The sequence below is a fragment of the Streptomyces sp. CA-278952 genome, assembly GCF_028747205.1.
In the GTDB taxonomy this organism is placed as follows: Bacteria; Actinomycetota; Actinomycetes; order Streptomycetales; family Streptomycetaceae; genus Streptomyces.
Map to the genome: position 1 here is coordinate 3,579,689 of NZ_CP112880.1, position 18,963 is coordinate 3,598,651.

At 70.6% G+C, this 18,963-nt stretch carries 17 protein-coding genes; 9 read left to right on the forward strand and 8 right to left on the reverse strand.

Features of this window, described 5'->3' with window-relative positions:
* Positions 1–324: 324 nt before the first annotated feature.
* From acs to N7925_RS15960, 5 genes are all read left to right on the forward strand, one after another.
* Positions 325–2,322 carry an acetate--CoA ligase gene (gene acs / locus N7925_RS15940; protein ID WP_274344225.1) on the forward strand — a complete coding sequence of 666 codons (1,998 nt, stop codon included), beginning with the start codon at positions 325–327 and terminating at the stop codon, positions 2,320–2,322.
* 288 nt (positions 2,323–2,610) lie between these two features.
* Positions 2,611–4,026, forward strand: a complete 1,416-nt coding sequence (gene nhaA, locus N7925_RS15945; RefSeq protein ID WP_265600273.1) for a Na+/H+ antiporter NhaA — start codon at positions 2,611–2,613, stop codon at positions 4,024–4,026.
* Between the two features lie 40 nt (positions 4,027–4,066).
* Complete coding sequence (locus tag N7925_RS15950) at positions 4,067–4,633, forward strand: phage holin family protein (RefSeq protein ID WP_265600274.1); 567 nt, start codon at positions 4,067–4,069, stop codon at positions 4,631–4,633.
* Positions 4,630–5,652, forward strand: a complete 1,023-nt coding sequence (locus N7925_RS15955) for an alpha/beta fold hydrolase (RefSeq protein WP_265600275.1) — start codon at positions 4,630–4,632, stop codon at positions 5,650–5,652. Before N7925_RS15950 ends, N7925_RS15955 begins: the two co-directional genes overlap by 4 nt.
* Positions 5,653–5,767: 115 nt before the next feature.
* Positions 5,768–5,971: a hypothetical protein gene (locus N7925_RS15960; protein WP_073740733.1), complete on the forward strand. Its 204-nt coding sequence runs from the start codon at positions 5,768–5,770 to the stop codon at positions 5,969–5,971.
* 31 nt (positions 5,972–6,002) lie between these two features.
* On the opposite strand, the gene N7925_RS15965 is transcribed toward N7925_RS15960, so the two are convergent.
* From N7925_RS15965 to nth, 3 genes are all read right to left on the reverse strand, one after another.
* Positions 6,003–7,208, reverse strand: coding sequence for a MarP family serine protease (locus N7925_RS15965; RefSeq protein ID WP_265600276.1), 1,206 nt, complete (start codon positions 7,206–7,208; stop codon positions 6,003–6,005).
* Positions 7,209–7,299: 91 nt separating this feature from the next.
* A complete protein-coding gene (locus N7925_RS15970) occupies positions 7,300–8,058 on the reverse strand; it encodes an NUDIX hydrolase (RefSeq protein ID WP_265600277.1) in 759 nt (252 codons plus the stop codon).
* Between the two features lie 120 nt (positions 8,059–8,178).
* Positions 8,179–9,036, reverse strand: a complete 858-nt coding sequence (nth, locus tag N7925_RS15975; RefSeq protein WP_274344226.1) for an endonuclease III — start codon at positions 9,034–9,036, stop codon at positions 8,179–8,181.
* Between the two features lie 394 nt (positions 9,037–9,430).
* Between nth and N7925_RS15980 the strand changes: the two genes are divergently transcribed.
* Positions 9,431–10,105: a Crp/Fnr family transcriptional regulator gene (locus N7925_RS15980; protein ID WP_003967450.1), complete on the forward strand. Its 675-nt coding sequence runs from the start codon at positions 9,431–9,433 to the stop codon at positions 10,103–10,105.
* Positions 10,106–10,232: 127 nt separating this feature from the next.
* Here N7925_RS15980 and N7925_RS15985 read toward each other — a convergent pair whose 3' ends face one another.
* From N7925_RS15985 to N7925_RS16000, 4 genes are all read right to left on the reverse strand, one after another.
* Entirely contained in the window at positions 10,233–11,069 is an 837-nt protein-coding gene (locus tag N7925_RS15985; protein WP_265600279.1) for an MBL fold metallo-hydrolase, read from the reverse strand.
* Entirely contained in the window at positions 11,066–11,980 is a 915-nt protein-coding gene (locus tag N7925_RS15990) for an NUDIX hydrolase (protein ID WP_274344227.1), read from the reverse strand. The genes N7925_RS15985 and N7925_RS15990 overlap by 4 nt, the downstream gene beginning before the upstream one ends.
* Before the next feature lie 257 nt (positions 11,981–12,237).
* Positions 12,238–12,708, reverse strand: coding sequence for a RidA family protein (locus N7925_RS15995; RefSeq protein WP_274344228.1), 471 nt, complete (start codon positions 12,706–12,708; stop codon positions 12,238–12,240).
* Positions 12,708–12,866, reverse strand: coding sequence for a DUF4177 domain-containing protein (locus N7925_RS16000; protein WP_003967454.1), 159 nt, complete (start codon positions 12,864–12,866; stop codon positions 12,708–12,710). Before N7925_RS16000 ends, N7925_RS15995 begins: the two co-directional genes overlap by 1 nt.
* Positions 12,867–12,938: 72 nt before the next feature.
* Between N7925_RS16000 and N7925_RS16005 the strand changes: the two genes are divergently transcribed.
* Both N7925_RS16005 and N7925_RS16010 read left to right on the forward strand, forming a co-directional pair.
* A complete protein-coding gene (locus N7925_RS16005; RefSeq protein WP_265600282.1) occupies positions 12,939–13,913 on the forward strand; it encodes an ArsA family ATPase in 975 nt (324 codons plus the stop codon).
* Entirely contained in the window at positions 13,910–15,400 is a 1,491-nt protein-coding gene (locus tag N7925_RS16010) for an ArsA family ATPase (protein WP_274344229.1), read from the forward strand. Before N7925_RS16005 ends, N7925_RS16010 begins: the two co-directional genes overlap by 4 nt.
* Before the next feature lie 81 nt (positions 15,401–15,481).
* On the opposite strand, the gene N7925_RS16015 is transcribed toward N7925_RS16010, so the two are convergent.
* A complete protein-coding gene (locus tag N7925_RS16015) occupies positions 15,482–15,832 on the reverse strand; it encodes a WhiB family transcriptional regulator (RefSeq protein WP_003967458.1) in 351 nt (116 codons plus the stop codon).
* Positions 15,833–16,618: 786 nt separating this feature from the next.
* On the opposite strand from N7925_RS16015, the gene N7925_RS16020 reads away from it, so the two are divergent.
* Positions 16,619–18,868 (forward strand): transglycosylase domain-containing protein, encoded by a 2,250-nt coding sequence (locus tag N7925_RS16020; RefSeq protein ID WP_274344230.1) that lies wholly within the window; start codon positions 16,619–16,621, stop codon positions 18,866–18,868.
* The last annotated feature ends 95 nt before the right edge of the window (positions 18,869–18,963 follow it).

Sequence of the window (18,963 nt, forward strand, 5' to 3'; positions counted from 1 at the left end):
ATACCGAATGAAAAGCTGCCTATTCACTGATAAGAGTTATCAACTAGCCCGAACGCCTCCGCCCTGAACCGGGCGAGCACCGGAGCCGTGCAACCGGGTGACCCCGTTCCGCGTCGCACCCCGCCACATCCCCGAACCCGCCATACCGGCCGACACGCCGCGACGCGCCCCGCGACGCACCCCGACGGGGACGGAACTGCCGCGCGCCACGCGTCGTACGGCGACCCTCGACCGCGGAGCGGGATCATGGCTCCATACACGAAGACACAGGTCTAAACCAATTCCCGGCAGGCCCTTGTCACCTGGCCCCGCGCCTGATGAGCTATGCACCGGGACACAACGGACACCCTGGGACTGGGAGAAGTCGTGAGCAACGAGAGCCTGGCCAACCTGCTTCGGGAAGAGCGGAAATTCGCTCCGCCTGCTGAGCTGGCCGCCAACGCCAACGTCACCGCAGAGGCGTACGAGCAGGCCGAGGCGGACCGGCTGGGCTTCTGGGCCGAGCAGGCCCGCCGCCTGACGTGGGCCACCGAGCCGACCGAGACCCTCGACTGGAGCAACCCGCCCTTCGCGAAGTGGTTCGCGGACGGCAAGCTGAACGTCGCGTACAACTGCGTGGACCGCCACGTCGAGGCGGGCAACGGCGACCGGGTCGCCATCCACTTCGAGGGCGAGCCGGGCGACAGCCGGGCCATCACCTACGCGGAGCTGAAGGACGAGGTCTCCCGCGCCGCCAACGCCCTGACCGAACTGGGCGTCGGCAAGGGCGACCGGGTCGCCGTCTACCTGCCGATGATCCCCGAGGCCGCGATCGCGATGCTGGCCTGTGCCCGTATCGGCGCCGCGCACTCCGTGGTCTTCGGCGGTTTCTCGGCCGACGCCATCGCCGCCCGTATCAAGGACGCGGACGCCAAGGTCGTCATCACGGCCGACGGCGGCTACCGCCGCGGCAAGCCGTCCGCGCTCAAGCCCGCGGTCGACGACGCCGTCTCACGGTTCGAGAACGTCGAGCACGTCCTCGTCGTCCGCCGCACCGGCCAGGACACCGCGTGGACCGAGGGCCGCGACGTCTGGTGGCACGAGATCACCGCCCGGCAGTCTGCCGAGCACACCCCCGAGGCCTTCGAGGCGGAGCAGCCGCTCTTCATCCTCTACACCTCGGGCACCACGGGTAAGCCGAAGGGCATCCTGCACACCTCCGGCGGCTACCTCACCCAGGCGTCGTACACGCACAACGCGGTCTTCGACCTCAAGCCGGAGTCCGACGTCTACTGGTGCACCGCCGACATCGGCTGGGTGACCGGGCACTCGTACATCGTCTACGGGCCGCTGGCCAACGGTGCGACGCAGGTCATGTACGAGGGCACCCCGGACTCCCCGCACCAGGGCCGGTTCTGGGAGATCGTGCAGAAGTACGGCGTCACGATCCTCTACACCGCCCCCACGGCGATCCGTACGTTCATGAAGTGGGGCGACGACATCCCCGCGAAGTTCGACCTGAGCAGCCTCCGCGTCCTGGGTTCGGTCGGTGAGCCGATCAACCCCGAGGCGTGGATGTGGTACCGGAAGAACATCGGCGCCGACAAGTGCCCCATCGTGGACACCTGGTGGCAGACCGAGACCGGCGCGATGATGATCTCGCCGCTGCCTGGTGTGACGGAGACGAAGCCGGGAAGCGCCCAGCGCGCGCTGCCGGGCATCGCCGCCACCGTCGTGGACGACGACGCCAACGAGGTGCCGGACGGCGGGGGCGGCTACCTCGTCCTCACCGAGCCGTGGCCCTCCATGCTCCGCACCATCTGGGGTGACGACCAGCGGTTCCTCGACACCTACTGGTCGCGTTTCGAGGGCAAGTACTTCGCGGGTGACGGCGCGAAGAAGGACGAGGACGGCGACATCTGGCTGCTCGGCCGGGTCGACGACGTCATGCTCGTCTCCGGGCACAACATCTCCACCACCGAGGTCGAGTCCGCCCTCGTCTCCCACCCGTCGGTCGCCGAGGCCGCCGTGGTCGGCGCCGCGGACGAGACGACCGGCCAGGCCATCGTGGCGTTCGTGATCCTGCGCGGTACCGCCACCGCCTCCGACGAACTCGTCGCCGACCTGCGCAACCACGTCGGCACGACTCTCGGCCCGATCGCCAAGCCCAAGCGGGTCCTGCCGGTCGCCGAGCTGCCCAAGACCCGCTCCGGCAAGATCATGCGCCGCCTCCTCCGCGACGTCGCCGAGAACCGCGAGCTGGGCGACGTCACCACGCTGACCGACTCCTCCGTGATGGACCTGATCACCACCCAGCTGCCGTCCTCCTCGTCCGAGGACTAGGACCGACAGCGCAGACGACAGCGCAGAACAGAGCAGGTACCGAACAGAGCAGGTACCGAACAGACACATCACTACGGAGTACGGCTCCGATGGGCATCCGGCAACGCGCCGGGTGCCCATCGGGCATTTAGTCTGAAGATCACCTCATACGGTCCCGCTCTTCACGCCCCCGGTAGAGTGGGCGCTTCACCACAACTGCAGAGAACATCTCCACAGGGGCGCCGGGAAGTCTGGTCGGCATGTCCATCAGCCATGCCCTCATGCCGCCCCTGACCTGGAGGTCCTCTCGTGGCACCGCCCAACTCGCCCGCGCCGCCCGCCCCGCCCCGGCGCCCGCTGCTCGGCCGGCTCTCCCTCACCGAGCGGAACTACGTGGCGGAAGCGCTTCGCACCGAGACGGTCGGCGGGGTGCTTCTGCTGGCCGCGGCGGTCGCCGCGCTCGTCTGGGCCAACGCCTTCGGTGACTCGTACGAAGCGGTCAGCAAGTTCCACTTCGGCATCGACGCCATCGGCCTGGACCTCTCCGTCGCACACTGGGCGGCGGACGGGCTGCTCGCGGTCTTCTTCTTCGTCGCCGGCGTCGAGCTCAAGCGCGAGCTGGTGGCGGGCGAACTCCGCGATCCGAAGGCTGCGGCCCTCCCGGTGGTGGCGGCCCTGTGCGGCATGGCCGTGCCCGCCCTCGTCTACTACTTCACCGTGGTCGTCGGCGGCGGCTCGACGAACGGCTGGGCCGTCCCCACCGCCACCGACATCGCCTTCGCGCTGGCCGTCCTCGCGGTGATCGGCACCTCGCTGCCGTCCGCACTGCGGGCCTTTCTGCTGACCCTGGCCGTCGTCGACGACCTCTTCGCGATCCTGATCATCGCGGTGTTCTTCACCTCGGACCTGAACTTCCTGGCGCTCGGCGGTGCCGTGCTCGGCCTGGCCGTCTTCTACCTGCTCCTCCGCTTCGATGTCCGGGGCTGGTACGTCTACGTTCCGCTCGCCCTGGTCATCTGGGGTTTGATGTACAACAGCGGCATCCACGCCACCATCGCCGGGGTCGCGATGGGCCTGATGCTGCGCTGCAGCCGTCGCGAGGGAGAGAAGCACTCCCCCGGCGAGCACATCGAACACCTGGTCCGCCCGCTCTCCGCCGGGATCGCCGTCCCGCTGTTCGCCCTGTTCTCGGCCGGGGTCGCGCTGAACGGTGAGGCGCTGGCCGGCGTCTTCACCCGGCCCGAGACGCTCGGCGTCGTCCTCGGTCTCGTCGTCGGCAAGACCGTCGGTATCTTCGGCGGCACCTACCTGGCCGCCCGCTTCACCAAGGCGGAGCTGAACAAGGACCTGGCCTGGGCCGATGTCCTGGCGCTCGCCTCGCTCGCCGGCATCGGGTTCACCGTCTCGCTGCTCATCGGGGAGCTGGCCTTCGAGGGCGACCCGGAGATGATCAACGAGATCAAGGCCGCCGTACTGCTCGGTTCGTTGATCGCCGCTCTGCTTGCCTGCGTACTGCTCAAACTCCGGGTACGCAGGTACAAGGAGTTGTACGAGGCCGAGGAGCTGGACGAGGACGAATCCGGGGTACCCGACGTCTACGAGCAGGATGATCCGGAATATCACCTGCGGATGGCCGCCATCCACGAGCGGAAGGCGGCAGAACACCGCCGTCTCGCCGAAGAGCGGGCGGGGGCAGCGCGCGACGAGCCGAACAGTCCGGCATGATCTGACATCGGACGTGTCGAAGACGGAGAGGGAGTCAGGGATGAGCGACCCCGGCAACTACGCGGGCAGTGCGGACCGCAGCATCGGGCAGCTGGTCGCCTCGGCGACGGCCGAGATGTCCGCGCTGGTGCACGACGAGATCGCCCTGGCCAAGGCGGAGGTGCGGCAGGACGTCAAGCGCGGGGCGATCGGCAGCGCGGCGTTCATCGCCGCGGGCGTGCTGCTGCTGTTCACGATGCCGATGCTGAGCTTCGCGGCCGCGTACGGGATCCACAACCTGGGCCTGGGCCTGGCGTGGTCCTTCCTGATCGTGGCGGGCGCCTTCATCCTCCTGGCCGCCCTGATCGGGTTCATCGGCCTGCGGAAGTTCAAGAAGATCAAGCCGCCGGAGAAGTCCATCGCCTCCGCCAAGCAGACCGCCGCCGTCCTGCAGAAGGCCAAGCCGCACCCGCGCCCGTCGATCGCGGCCGCCGCGATCATCGAGCGCTCCGGCAGCACCCTGGCGAAGACGAGCATCGAGAGCGGCTCCGCAAAGGACGCCCGTAAGGACTCCGGTACGGACTCCGGTAAGGGCAGGGCCGACGCTGTGGCACGCTCATCCACATGACGGTTCCCGATTCCAGCGCATTCGGCCCGACGGGTCCGGTGGACCCGGAGGGTCCGGCAGCTCCGGCCGAACCGGCCACGAGCCGGGCGGGCCGGGCCGCCGCGGGGGGCCCGGTGCGCCTCGACGGCCCCTGGACCCACCGCGACGTGGCGGCCAACGGTGCGCGGTTCCACATCGCGGAGATGGGCGAGGGGCCGCTGGTGCTCCTGCTGCACGGCTTCCCGCAGTTCTGGTGGGCCTGGCGCCACCAGTTGACCGCGCTCGCCGACGCGGGGTTCCGGGCGGTCGCGATGGACCTGCGCGGGGTGGGCGGCAGCGACCGCACACCCCGCGGTTACGACCCCGCCAACCTGGCCCTCGACGTCACCGGGGTGATCCGCTCCCTCGGGGAGCCCGACGCGGCCCTGGTCGGCCACGACCTCGGCGGCTACCTCGCCTGGACGGCCGCCGTGATGCGGCCCAAGCTGGTCCGCCGGCTCGCCGTCTCCTCCATGCCGCACCCGCGCCGATGGCGCTCGTCGATGCTGTCCGACTTCGCGCAGTCGCGGGCCGGTTCGTACGTCTGGGGCTTCCAGCGCCCGTGGCTTCCGGAGCGTCAGCTCCTCGCGGACGACGCGGCACTGGTCGGAAGCCTCATCCAGGACTGGGCGGGTCCCCGCACCCCGGAGTTCCCCGACGAGGAGACCCTGGACGTCTACCGGCGGGCCATGAGCATTCCCTCCACCGCCCACTGCTCGATCGAGCCGTACCGCTGGATGGTGCGGTCGATGGCGCGCCCCGACGGGATCCAGTTCAACCGGCGGATGAAACGTCCGGTCCGGGTGCCGACGCTGCACCTGCACGGGTCGCTCGATCCGGCGGTCCGCACCCGTAGTTCGGCCGGGTCCGGCCAGTACGTCGAGGCGCCCTACCGGTGGCGACTTTTCGACGGTGTCGGGCACTTCCCGCACGAGGAGGATCCGATCGGCTTCTCCACCGAACTCATCAACTGGCTCAAGGACCCCGAGCCCGACCGGTAGCCGCCCGCCCGTCACAGGCACGCGTGTCCGACGAACAGCCAATTGCCTGCCGCATAGGCCGATTGGCTGACTCGCGCACGATTACCGACCTTGGGTCACGGGCAGACGTCGGGGTATGGGCTGGACGCACGACTTCACTGACGAAGCACGCAACCGCCGCTCCACCGCGTCAGCCGGTGTGAGCACTCATGAGGGGGGCGGCCCCCGGGGCCGGGTGCACGACGTGCATGACCTTCACCGTTCCCGTCTCGGGATTCCGCGCATCCTCCGCCGGCGGGCCCGCTGGGTCTCGGCACGGCTCCGGCACCCCCGCAACTGACCCTCACCGGCTCGGCCGGGGCGGGCCCTCCCTAGAGGGCGCAGCCCTGGCTGTCGACCTGCTGGTTGGCCTCGCGGCCGATCTCGATGTCCTCGCGGATCTCGTCGGCCGTCAGCGCGTAGCCGGTCTCCGGGTCGTCGAGCGACTTGGCGAACACCACTCCGTACACCTTCCCGTCCGGAGTGAGCAGCGGGCCGCCCGAGTTGCCCTGGCGCACCGTCGCGTAGAGCGAGTACACATCGCGGCGCACCGTGCCCCGGTGGTAGATGTCCGGGCCGTCGGCGTCGATGCGGGCGCGGACGCGGGCCGAGCGCACGTCGTACGCGCCGTTCTCGGGGAAGCCCGCGACGATGGCGCTGTCGCCGGTCTCCGCGTCGTCGTCCGGGCCGGTGAACTGCAGTGGCCTGGCCCGGAGATCGGGGACGTCCAGGACCGCGATGTCGCGCTGCCAGTCGTAGAGGACGACCTTCGCGTCGTACAGCCGTCCTTCGCCGCCGATCTGCACGGTGGGCTCCTCCACGCCGCCGACCACATGGGCGTTGGTCATCACCCGGCGCTCGGAGAAGACGAAGCCGGTCCCTTCGAGGACCTTGCCGCAGCTCGGGGCGGTGCCCACGACCTTGACGATCGACTTCTTGGCGCGGGCGGCCACCGGGCTTCCCACGAGGGCCGGGTCCGGGGCCTTGACCTCGGTGATCGGCTCGTTGGCGAACGGGCTGAAGACCTGCGGGAAGCCGTTCTGCGCGAGGACGGAGGAGAAATCCTGGAACCAGCTGGGCGCCTGCTTCGGCATCACCCGGTCGACCCCCAGCAGCACCGAGGAGCTGCGGACCTCCTTGCCGAGGGTCGGCAGCGAGGTGCCCGCCAGCAGCAGGCCGATCATCCAGGCCACCAGCAGCATGGCCACCACATTGACCAGGGCGCCGCCGGTGGCGTCCAGGGCGCGCGCGGGCGACCACGTGATGTACCGGCGGAGTCTGTTGCCCAGGTGGGTGGTGAAGGCCTGGCCGACCGAGGCGCAGACGATCACGATGACGACCGCGCCGATGGCGACGGCGGTGGAGACCTCGGCGTCCTCGGTAAGCCGGTCCCAGATGACCGGCAGCAGGTAGACGGCGACGAGACCGCCCCCGAGGAAGCCGATCACCGACAGGATGCCGACGACGAAACCCTGGCGATAGCCGATGACCGCGAACCACACGGCAGCCAGCAGCAGCAGGATGTCCAGCACGTTCACCGTCTGTACCCTCGCAGTTTCGTCACCTGGCCCGTCGGTGGTGACGGGGTCCGGGCCGGGCCCGGAACAGCGCAGCAGGACAGCCAGCGTGTCATGCGCGCCAGTCGAGCGGCACCTGTCTGGCCCTGTCCCAGGGGCGTTCCCATCCCGCGAAGTGCACGATCCGGTCGATCACTCCGGCGGTGAAGCCCCAGACCAGGGCCGATTCGACCAGAAATGCCGGGCCGCTGTGCCCGCTCGGGTGGATGGCCGTGGCCCGGTTCGCGGGGTCCGTGAGATCGGCCACGGGGACCGTGAAGACCCGGGCCGTCTCGGCCGGATCGACCACCCCGACCGGGCTGGGCGCGCGCCACCAGCCGAGCACCGGCGTCACGACGAAACCGCTGACCGGGATGTAGAGCCGGGGCAGCACGCCGAAGAGCTGAACGCCCCGGGGGTCGAGCCCGGTCTCCTCCTCGGCCTCGCGCAGGGCCGCCCGCAGGGGCCCGATGGTGGCCTGGTCGCCGTCCTCGGGGTCCAGCGCGCCGCCGGGGAAGGACGGCTGCCCGGCGTGGGAGCGCAGGGTCACGGAGCGCTCCATCAGCAGCAGTTCGGGCCCGCGCTCCCCCTCGCCGAACAGGACCAGGACGGCGGACTGCCGGCCCACCCCGCTCTCGGGCGGCAGGAAGCGGCTGAGCTGCTGCGGCTGGACGCTGCGCGCGGCCGCCGCGACGGGGTCGAGCCACGCGGGCAGGCCGTCCGTGGTGACGGCGACGGCCGGGTCGGGAGCACGGCCGCCACCGCTGTGACCCGGCCCCTCGGCGAGCTGATTCCCGGCATGCGCCGTGCCGTGTGTGTGCGTGTGCGTCATAGGCACCCCCGTCGATTCACAACGCCTGTCATCGGCCATTTCGTTCCGAGCCGTTCCGTCCTGAGGGGTGAAGGTGCGGGGGGCGTGGGCCGTACGTGGGCCGTACGCGGGGCGTCGCCCTCACCCGGCCCCGAGCGCGGGCGCGGGCTTTCCCGGGTAGTCGGCGGGCGGACTGAGCCGCTGGCCCGGATAACCGCCCATCTCGTACTTGAGAAGCTTCCCGGCCTTCTCCGGATCGGTCTCGCCCTCTCCGTACGAAGGACAGAGCGGAGCGATGGGGCAGGCGCCGCAGGCGGGCTTGCGGGCGTGGCAGATCCGGCGTCCGTGGAACACCACCCGGTGCGAGAGCATCGTCCACTCGCTCTTGGGGAAGATCCCGGCGACGACCGCCTCGACCTTCACCGGGTCCTCCTCGTCGGTCCACTTCCAGCGCCGCACCAGGCGCCCGAAGTGCGTGTCGACGGTGATGCCGGGGACGCCGAAGGCGTTGCCCAGGACCACGTTGGCGGTCTTGCGGCCGACGCCGGGCAGCTTCACCAGGTCCTCCAGGCGCCCCGGGACCTCGCCGCCGAACTCGTCCCGGAGGGCGGCCGAGAGACCGAGCAGCGACTTGGTCTTGGCCCGGAAGAACCCGGTCGGCCGGATGATCTCCTCCATCTCCTCCGGCACGGCCGCCGCCATGTCCTCGGGGGTGGGGTAGGCGGCGAAGAGCGCGGGGGTGGTCTGGTTGACCCTCAGGTCCGTGGTCTGGGCGGAGAGGACCGTGGCCACGAGGAGCTCGAACGGGTTACGGAAGTCCAGCTCGGGATGGGCGTACGGGTAGACCTCGGCGAGCTCGCGGTTGATCCGGCGCGCCCGGCGGACCATCGCGAGGTGCGACTCCGCCTTCGGCGCCTTGCGCGCCGCGGCACCCTTGGCCGTTTTATCGGATTTGCCAGATTTGCCAGATTTGCCGGGTTGGTCGGGTTGGTCGGGCATTGACGATGACGATGACGATGACACTGCGGACCTCCTGGCCGACTTCCGGAGCGGACCCCCCGGCTCTCCGGGGGAGCCGTGCGCCCCTCCGAGGAGGCCATTCGCGGCATTCGCAGGACGCGGCCAGGGCTGTTCGCCCACAGCGGAATCGTCGCCCTTCAGAGCCTCGTCCGCCCCCTTGGCCTGCGCTCTCCCCGGCGTTCTGGACACCCGGCCAGCCTAGAGCCAGGCACCGACAACCACCGCTGTCACGGCGTATCCACCCCCGATCGGCCCCCTGCCGTCAGCTCCGGCACGCCCGTGCGTCAAACTGGTTTGTGATTGATCGCACTGTTTTACCGTCCGGCATGATGGGGACCACGGTTCCCTGAACAGGCCGACAAGGAGAGAACTCGTGGACGACGTTCTGCGGCGCGCCCCGCTTTTCGCGGCGCTCGATGATGAGCAGGCCGCGGAGCTCCGCGCCTCGATGAGTGAGGTGACCCTCGCGCGCGGAGACGCGCTGTTCCACGAGGGCGACCAGGGTGACCGCCTGTACGTGGTCACCGAGGGCAAGGTGAAGCTCCACCGCACCTCGCCCGACGGGCGCGAGAACATGCTGGCCGTGCTCGGCCCCGGCGAGCTGATCGGGGAGCTGTCGCTCTTCGACCCGGGCCCGCGTACGGCTACCGCCTCCGCGCTGACCGAGGTCAAGCTCCTCGGCCTCGGCCACGGCGACCTGCAGCCCTGGCTGAACGCCCGGCCCGAGGTGGCCACCGCGCTGCTGCGCGCGGTCGCCCGCCGGCTCCGCAAGACCAACGACCAGATGTCCGACCTGGTCTTCTCCGACGTGCCGGGCCGTGTCGCCCGCGCCCTTCTGGACCTGTCGCGCCGCTTCGGCGTCCAGTCCGAGGAAGGCATCCACGTCGTGCACGACCTCACCCAGGAGGAGCTGGCCCAGCTGGTCGGCGCCTCCCGCGAGACGGTCAACAAGGCGCTCGCGGACTTCGCGGGCCGCGGCTGGCTGCGCCTGGAGGCCCGTGCGGTCATTCTGCTGGACGTGGAGCGGCTGGCGAAGCGTTCGCGCTGACCTCGTTTCCGTACGCGAAGGGCCCCGCCGACCGGGCAGGTAGCGGAGTACGCACCGACCGGGGCACGTACCGGAGTACGCACTCCGGTACGTCCGTCGGGGGGCCCTTCGCCGCCCGGGGGCCCGATCAGCTCTGGATCAGCCCGTGCTCGGTCAGATACTCCAGCTGCGCCCGCACCGACAGCTCGGCGGCCGGCCACAGGGAGCGGTCCACGTCGGCGTAGACCGTGGCCACCACCTCCGACGGCGTACGGTGCCCGGCCTCCACCGCCGTCTCCACCTGGGCGAGCCGGTGCGCGCGGTGGGCCAGGTAGAACTCCACCGCCCCCTGGGCGTCCTCCAGCACCGGGCCATGGCCCGGCAGCACCGTGTGGACGCCGTCGTCGACCGTCAGCGACCGCAGCCGCCTGAGCGAGTCCAGGTAGTCGCCGAGCCGCCCGTCCGGGTGCGCGACCACCGTCGTGCCGCGGCCGAGGATCGTGTCGCCCGTCAGCACCGCCCGGTCGGCGGGCAGATGGAACGAGAGCGAGTCCGCGGTGTGCCCGGGCGTCGGCACGACCCTCAGCTCCAGGCCGCCGGTGGTGATCACGTCGCCCGCCGCGAGGCCCTCGTCGCCCAGCCGCAGCGCGGCGTCCAGGGCTCGCACCTTCGTCCCCGTCAGCTCCGCGAACCGGCCCGCGCCCTCCGCGTGGTCGGGGTGGCCATGGGTGAGCAGCGTGAGGCCCACGCGCCGCCCGGACCGCTCCACCGCCCCGATCACGGCCCGCAGGTGGACGTCGTCGAGCGGCCCGGGATCGATGACGACCGCGAGATCGGCGTCGGGCTCGGCCACGATCCAGGTGTTCGTCCCGTCGAGCGTCATCGCGGACGGGTTGGGGGCGAGGATGTTGACCGTGCGGGTGGTCGCGGGGCCGGAGGCCACGGTTCCGCGCGGCTGTCCGGGCAGGGCTGCCGCGTCGCTCACGCTCCACCGCCTGCCGGGCCCGCAGCGGGTACGTGCTTGGTGAACTCGTCGTGCCCCGGCCAGCTCAGCACCAGTTCGCCGCCCTCCAGACGGGCCTGTGCGAGGACGGGGGTCAGGTCCTGCCCGTCGGCCGCCCCGAGGGCCTCGGCGGCCGTCCTGTACGGCGCGAGGGCCCGCAGCGCGGTCACGGTGGGCGGCATCATCAGCAGCTCGCCCCGGTCGTAGCGGCGGGCCGCGTCGGCGGGGGCGATCCACACCGTGCGGTCGGCCTCGGTGGAGACGTCCCGGGTGCGCTGCCCCTCGGGGAGCGCGGCGACGAAGAACCAGGTGTCGTACCGGCGCGGTTCGAACTCCGGCGTGATCCAGCGCGCCCAGGCGCCCAGCAGGTCCGAGCGCAGCACCAGGCCCCGCCGGTCCAGGAACTCCGCGAAGGACAGCTCCCGGGCGACCAGCGCCTCCCGGTCGGCCTCCCAGTCGTCGCCGGTCGTGTCGCCGACCACGGTCCCCGCGGTCGGCCCGGCGAGGAGGACGCCCGCCTCCTCGAACGTCTCGCGCACCGCCGCGCAGACGACGGCCTGCGCCTCGGTGACCGTCGCCACGCCGAGCCGGGCGGCCCAGTGCTCCAGCGGGGGCCCGGCCCACCCGATCAGCCGGTCGTCGTCGCGCGGATCGACCCCGCCGCCCGGATAGGCGTACGCGCCCCCGGCGAAGGCCATGGAGGTCCGGCGGCGAAGCATGTGCACGACAGGGCCACCGGGTACGCCGCCCGTCCCGCCCGCCCCGGGCCCGCCCGGATCGCGGAGCAGCATCACGGTGGCGGCCCGCCGGGGTGTCACGGCCGTCAGCTCACCGGCGGCGAGGGCCCGGATCCGGTCGGGCCATTCCGGGGGGTACCACTGACCTTGGGACATGGCCGGAGGCTATCCGGAACCGCGCCGATGTTCGAGGGTTCCGTGATCGTCGCGGTGGCCCGGCACGCCCCGCCCCCCGCCCGACGTGTCCCGTCCCCACCCGACCTGCCCCGTACACGCGCGACCCGCCTGGCCTGCCCGGCCTGCCCGGACACGGAAGACCTGCCCCGGCCCCCGCCCGACCCGCCCCGGACACGGACGATCCCGCCCGGTCGCGAGGACCGGACGGGATCGAAGGGCAGAGCGAGACGGGATTCTCAGGCGTCGGCGAGCTCCACCTGGACCTCGACCTCGACCGGTGCGTCCAACGGCAGCACGGCGACGCCCACGGCGCTGCGGGCGTGCACGCCCTTCTCGCCGAGGACCGCGCCCAGCAGCTCGCTGGCGCCGTTGATCACGGCGGGCTGTCCGGTGAAGTCGGAGGCCGAGGCGACGAAGCCCACGACCTTCACGACGCGCTCGATCCGGTCCAGGTCGCCGGCGACCGACTTCACGGCGGCCAGCGCGTTGAGCGCGCAGGTCTTCGCGAGCTCCTTCGCCTCGTCCGGCGTGACCTCGGCGCCGACCTTGCCGGTGACGGCGAGCTTGCCGTCCACCATCGGCAGCTGGCCCGAGGTGTACACGTACACCCCGGTCTGCACGGCCGGCTGGTACGAGGCCAGCGGTGGCACGACGGCGGGCAGGGTCAGGCCGAGCTCGGCGAGCCGCGCCTCGACGGCGCCCGCCACTACGCCTTCTCCCGCTTCAGGTAGGCCACGAGCTGCTCGGGGTTGTTCGGGCCGGGAACGACCTGGACCAGCTCCCAGCCGTCCTCGCCCCAGGTGTCCAGAATCTGCTTGGTCGCGTGCACGAGAAGCGGCACGGTCGCGTATTCCCACTTGGTCATGGGCCCGACTGTAACGCCTGGCATGTACGGTCCCGTGCGTAGCCCGGGGCCGGACTGGTTAGGCTCGAATACGTGAGCAGGTTCCAGGTCGTCAGCGGCAAGGGCGGCACCGGTAAGACCACGGTCGCCGCCGCCCTCGCGCTCGCCCTCGCGACCGAGGGCAGGCGCACCCTCCTCGTCGAGGTCGAGGGCAGGCAGGGCATCGCCCAGCTCTTCGGTTCCGAGGCGCTCCCCTACGAGGAGCGCAAGATCGCCGTCGCGCCCGGCGGCGGCGAGGTGTTCGCGCTGGCGATCGACGCCGAGCGCGCGCTCCTCGACTACCTCCAGATGTTCTACAAGCTCGGCAGCGCCGGCCGGGCGCTGAAGAAGCTCGGCGCGATCGACTTCGCCACCACCATCGCGCCCGGCGTCCGGGACGTCCTGCTGACCGGCAAGGCGTGCGAAGCCGTACGCCGCAAGGACAAGCAGGGCCGGTTCGTCTACGACCACGTGATCATGGACGCCCCGCCGACCGGCCGGATCACCCGCTTCCTGAACGTCAACGACGAGGTCGCCGGGCTGGCCAGGATCGGCCCTATACACAACCAGGCCCAGGCCGTGATGCGGGTCCTGAAGTCCCCGCAGACCGCGGTCCATCTGGTGACCCTCCTGGAGGAAATGCCGGTCCAGGAGACCGCCGACGGCATCGCCGAACTGCGCGCCGCCGAACTGCCCGTGGGCAGCGTCTTCGTGAACATGGTCCGCCCGCATCTGCTCGACGAGGATGCCCTGCGCACCGCCGCGGGCGGCCGCCGCAAGGAGATCGCCAAAGCGCTGACCCGGGCCGGAGTGACCGGCTCCGCGGCACTCGTACGACCCCTGGTCGAACAGGCGGCCGAGCACGCCGAGCGGGTCGGCCTGGAGCGGGAGCAGCGCGCCGTGCTGGCCGGTCTCGGGCTGCCGACGGCGGAGTTGCCGCTGATCGGCGACGGGGTGGACCTCGCCGCGCTGCACGACCTGGCCACGGAGCTCCGTAAGCAGGGCGCGGGGGAAGAGGGAGAGGCATGACGGCGAACACAGCCGGTGGGGGCCCGTCAGCGGCGGGGCTGGACACGGACGCGCTGCTGGACGACCCGGGCATCCGGATCGTCGTGTGCTGCGGCTCCGGCGGGGTCGGCAAGACCACGACCGCCGCCGCCCTGGGCGTACGGGCCGCCGAGCGCGGCCGGAAGGCCGTCGTCCTCACCATCGACCCGGCCCGCCGGCTCGCCCAGTCCATGGGCATCGACCGGCTGGACAACGTGCCGAGGCGGGTCGACGGCATCGACGGCCAGGGCGAACTGCACGCGATGATGCTGGACATGAAGCGGACCTTCGACGAGACCGTCGAGGCCCACGCGGACGCCGAACGGGCCAGGGCGATCCTGGATAACCCCTTCTACCAGTCCCTGTCGGCCGGTTTCGCCGGTACGCAGGAGTACATGGCGATGGAGAAGCTCGGGCAGTTGCGGGCGCGCGACGAGTGGGACCTGATCATCGTCGACACCCCTCCCTCGCGCTCCGCGCTGGACTTCCTGGACGCGCCGAAGCGGCTCGGATCGTTCCTCGACGGGAAGTTCATCCGGCTGCTGATGGCGCCCGCGAAGGTGGGCGGCCGGGCCGGGATGAAGTTCCTCAACGTCGGTATGTCGATGATGAGCGGAACGCTGGGCAAGCTGCTCGGGGGGCAGTTCCTGCGGGACGTCCAGACGTTCGTCTCCGCGATGGACACCATGTTCGGCGGCTTCCGCAGCCGCGCGGACGCCACGTACAAGCTGCTCCAGGCGCCCGGCACGGCCTTTCTCGTGGTGGCGACGCCGGAGCAGGACGCGCTGCGCGAGGCGGCCTACTTCGTGGAGCGGCTGGCCGCCGAGAAGATGCCGCTGGCCGGTCTGGTCCTCAACCGCGTGCACGGCAGCGAGGCTTCGCGGCTCTCCGCCGAGCAGGCACTGGCCGCCGCAGAAAATCTTGACGACGCCCGCATTGTGGATCAGAGGGCCGGGAAAGCTGGCCTTGGTGCCCAGGAAGCCCCCGACCCGGCGGTCACCGCTTCCGGACCGACCGAGCCGCCCCTCTCCCCCGAGGCCGGGCAGGCGTCCGGCCCCGACCCCACAGCCGAGCACCAGGACACGACGGAGAACGAGCCGCCCCACGAGAGCATCGCGACATCCGCGAACCCCCCTGACGACGCGACGACCCCCGCGGACGCGGCCGGCTCTGCCGATGCGACCGCCAACGCGGCCGTGGACGTTGAGGCCGTGGACGACGAGTCTGTGGCCGACGAGGCCGTGGGCGTCGAGGAGCTGACGGCGGGTCTGCTGCGCCTGCACGCCGAGCGCATGCAGATCGTCGCCCGCGAGCACCGCACCCGCGACCGCTTCACCGCGCTGCACCCCGAGGTGCCGGTGACGGCCGTGGCAGCGCTGCCCGGCGACGTACACGACCTGAACGGCCTCCGGGCCATCGGCGACCGCTTGGCGGGCGGTTCCACTCCGGCCCCTGCCGGAGCGGCGTAGACACCACTCCCCGGACTCCCCGGGCCTGATGACGCACGGGCCGCTCAGCGGTGGCGAGGCCTGCCCGACGGCCGCGCACGGCTACCCGACGGCCGCGTACGTCTCGTGCAGCTCCTCGTCCTCCAGCCCGATGACGCCGGGCAGAACACCGGTGGACCGCTCGTACTCGCTGCGCGCGGTCTCCAGCAGTCGGCGCCAGGACGTGACGGTGGGCCGACGCCGCAGCAGTGCGCGGCGCTCCCGCTCCGTCATTCCACCCCACACGCCGAATTCGACGCGATTGTCGAGCGCATCGGCCAGGCACTCGGTCCGCACCGGACATCCGGTGCACACCGCCTTGGCCCTGTTCTGCGCTGCCCCTTGTACGAATAGTTCATCCGGATCGGTAGTGCGGCAGGCTGCCTGCGCACTCCAGTCGGTTACCCAGCCCATCCCGGCGCCGTCCTCTCCCGAATCGAGGCTCCCCCACGGCGGTAGCGGCATATTCACCGCTGCCAGTTGAGGACGTTACGGAAGGTGGGGACAGCACAACACCCCCTTCGGGCCCAATCTTGAATGGTCCGAACGGACTATGCGTATGCGGCAGATCACCCAGAGGAGTGAGCCGAGGACATGCGCGACTATCTCCGCGAAAAGGGGACAGTGCACTCAAGTTGCAAGGGACTTCTCGCGACATACAGGGCGATTTCGGGAGCGCCTCGATGGCTACGTGAAGAACGATGCGGTTACTCATCCGCCGGGTGAAGAATGACCAGAAGATGCGCATGGGGTTGCAGGGGGCTTGATACGGAACCGGTCTGCTGTGACAGTTGAGAGCAGCTTAGGCCAAGGCCTCTCCGTCTGTCCGGCGAATGAAAACGTAGGCGCTCCGCGTCCGCGCGCCCGCGCCGCGACGCCTGGCAGGCTCTCGCCGGAAGGCCGGGGCATGCCTCGCGAGACCGGCGCCCGGCCCCTTCGGATATCACGGCCGACCCGACCGGACGTCGTGGCCGACCCCTTCGGACGTCACGGTGTGCCCGTGCGGACGACACGGCCGACCGGTCCGGATGTCACGGTCTGCCCGTGCGGAGGAGGACACGTCCGACGGGCCCAAATGCCACGGTCTGCCCGTTCGGAGGACACGGCCGACCGGTCCGGATGTCACGGTCCGGTACCCGAACGCTCCGAGAGGCCCCTGCTCCTGCGACACGTTCATCACTACGGATTAGGCTGCCCCCTATGCCAAAGAAGCGCTCGGGCGGGGGTCTCACCACGACCCAGCAGGCCGCCAAGTTCCTCGGTGTCGCCGCGCTCTCCGGAGCTGTCCTGGCAGGCATCGCGCTGCCCGCAGCCGGAGCGCTGGGGCTCGCCGCCAAGGGGACGGTCGAAGGATTCGACGAGATCCCCTCCAACCTCAAGACTCCACCGCTCAGTCAGCGGACCACGATCCAGGACCGCGACGGCGGCACCATCGCCACGGTGTACTCCCGTGACCGCACGGTCGTCCCGCTCGAGGACATCTCGCCGCACATGCAGGCCGCGATCATCGCGATCGAGGACTCCCGCTTCTACGAGCACGGCGCGGTCGACCTCAAGGGCATCCTCCGCGCGATGAACCGCAACGTACAGGCGGGCGGGGCGGCGCAGGGCGCGTCGACCCTCACCCAGCAGTACGTGAAGAACGTCTTCGTCGAGGAGGCGGGCGACGACCCGGAGAAGGTCGCCGAGGCCACGCAGCAGACGCTCGGCCGCAAGGTCCGCGAGCTGAAGTACGCGATCCAGGTCGAGGAGGAGCTCGGCAAGAAGAAGATCCTGGAGAACTACCTCAACATCACGTTCTTCGGCCAGCAGGCGTACGGCGTCGAGGCCGCCTCGCAGCGTTACTTCTCCAAGCACGCCAAGGACCTCGAGCTGGAGGAGGCCGCGCTGCTCGCCGGCCTCGTGCAGTCGCCGAGCCGCTACGACCCGGTCAACGACTCGGAGGAAGCGACCAAGCGCCGCAACATCGTGCTGGCACGGATGGCCGCGGTCAAGACCATCTCGCAGGCCGAGGCCGACAAGGCCATGGAGACGCCCATCAAGCTGAAGGTCTCCCGGCCGAAGAACGGCTGCATCACCGCCGTCAGCGGCTCCGGCTTCTTCTGCGACTACGTCCGCAAGACGATCCTCACCGACCCCGCCTTCGGCAAGACCGACGAGGACCGGGCCAAGCTCTGGAATCTCGGCGGTCTGACCATCCGGACCACGCTGGACCCGCGCGCCCAGAAGGCCGCCAACGAGGCCGCCACCGCGAGGGTCAACAAGGACGACAAGTTCGCGGCGTCCGTGGTGCAGGTCCAGCCGGGCAGCGGCAAGATCCTCTCCATGGGCCAGTCCCGCCCGTACGGCCTGGACCAGAAGCAGAACGAGACCGTGCTGAACCTCGCCGTCAGCAACAAGATGGGCGGCAGCACGTACGGCTTCCAGGTCGGCTCGACGTTCAAGCCGTTCACCGCGGCCGCGGCGCTGGAGAAGGGCATCAGCCCGGCGACGACGTTCTCGACGGACTGGAAGATGACGCTCAAGGAGCGGGACTTCCGGAACTGCACCGGCTCCCCGGCCGGTTACGCGGACTGGGCCCTGCAGAACGAGCTGGAGTCCGAAAAGGGCACCTGGGACATGACCAGCGCGCTCGGCAAGTCCATCAACACCTACTTCGCGCTGCTGGAGCAGAAGGCCGGCCTCTGCGAGACCGTGGAGATGGCCAAGAAGGTCGGTTACGAGCGCGGCGACGGCAAGAAGGTCGGCGAGTACCCCTCGATCACCCTCGGCGGCGAGGTCAGCACCCCGCTCTCCATGGCCGGCGCCTACGCCGCTTTCGCCAACCGGGGCACCTACTGCACGCCGATCGCCATCGAGTCCATCAAGGACCCGCAGGGCAAGAAGATCTCCGTGCCGAAGACGTCCTGCTCGCGGGCGATGAGCGAGAAGACCGCGGACACGATCAACCAGATGCTCAAGGGCGTCGTGGAGGACGGCACCGGTACGCAGGCCGGACTCAGCGACCGGGACAACGCGGGCAAGACCGGTACGACCAACGACCGCAAGGACGCCTGGTTCGTCGGGTACACGCCGAACCTCTCCACGGCGGTGTGGGTCGGTGACGACGTCGGCGAGAAGAGCTCGATGTTCGGTGTCACCATCGGCGGCCAGTACTACGACAAGGTCTGCGGCGGCTGCCTGCCCGGTCCGATCTGGCGCATCGCGATGACCGGAGCCCTGGACGCGACGGAGACTCCCGGGTTCAACCCGGTCGCCGTCCCCCGGGGCAAGGAGAAGAAGGAAAAGGACGAGGAGGAGGGCAACCGGGACCGCGACCGGGGCCGCGACGAGGACCGCGACGACGCCAAGCCCGGCGACGACGGCAACCGGTTCCCCGGCATCGAACTCCCGGACGGCGTGGTCGGCGGACCGGGCGGTGGCGGCGGGCGAGGCCAGAACGGCCCCTGACCCGTATCCGTACTCCTGCCTCCCGCAGCCGTACAGACAGGAAAAGGGTGGGCACCCCGGTCCAGAACCGGGGCGCCCACCCTTTCTCCGTCTTC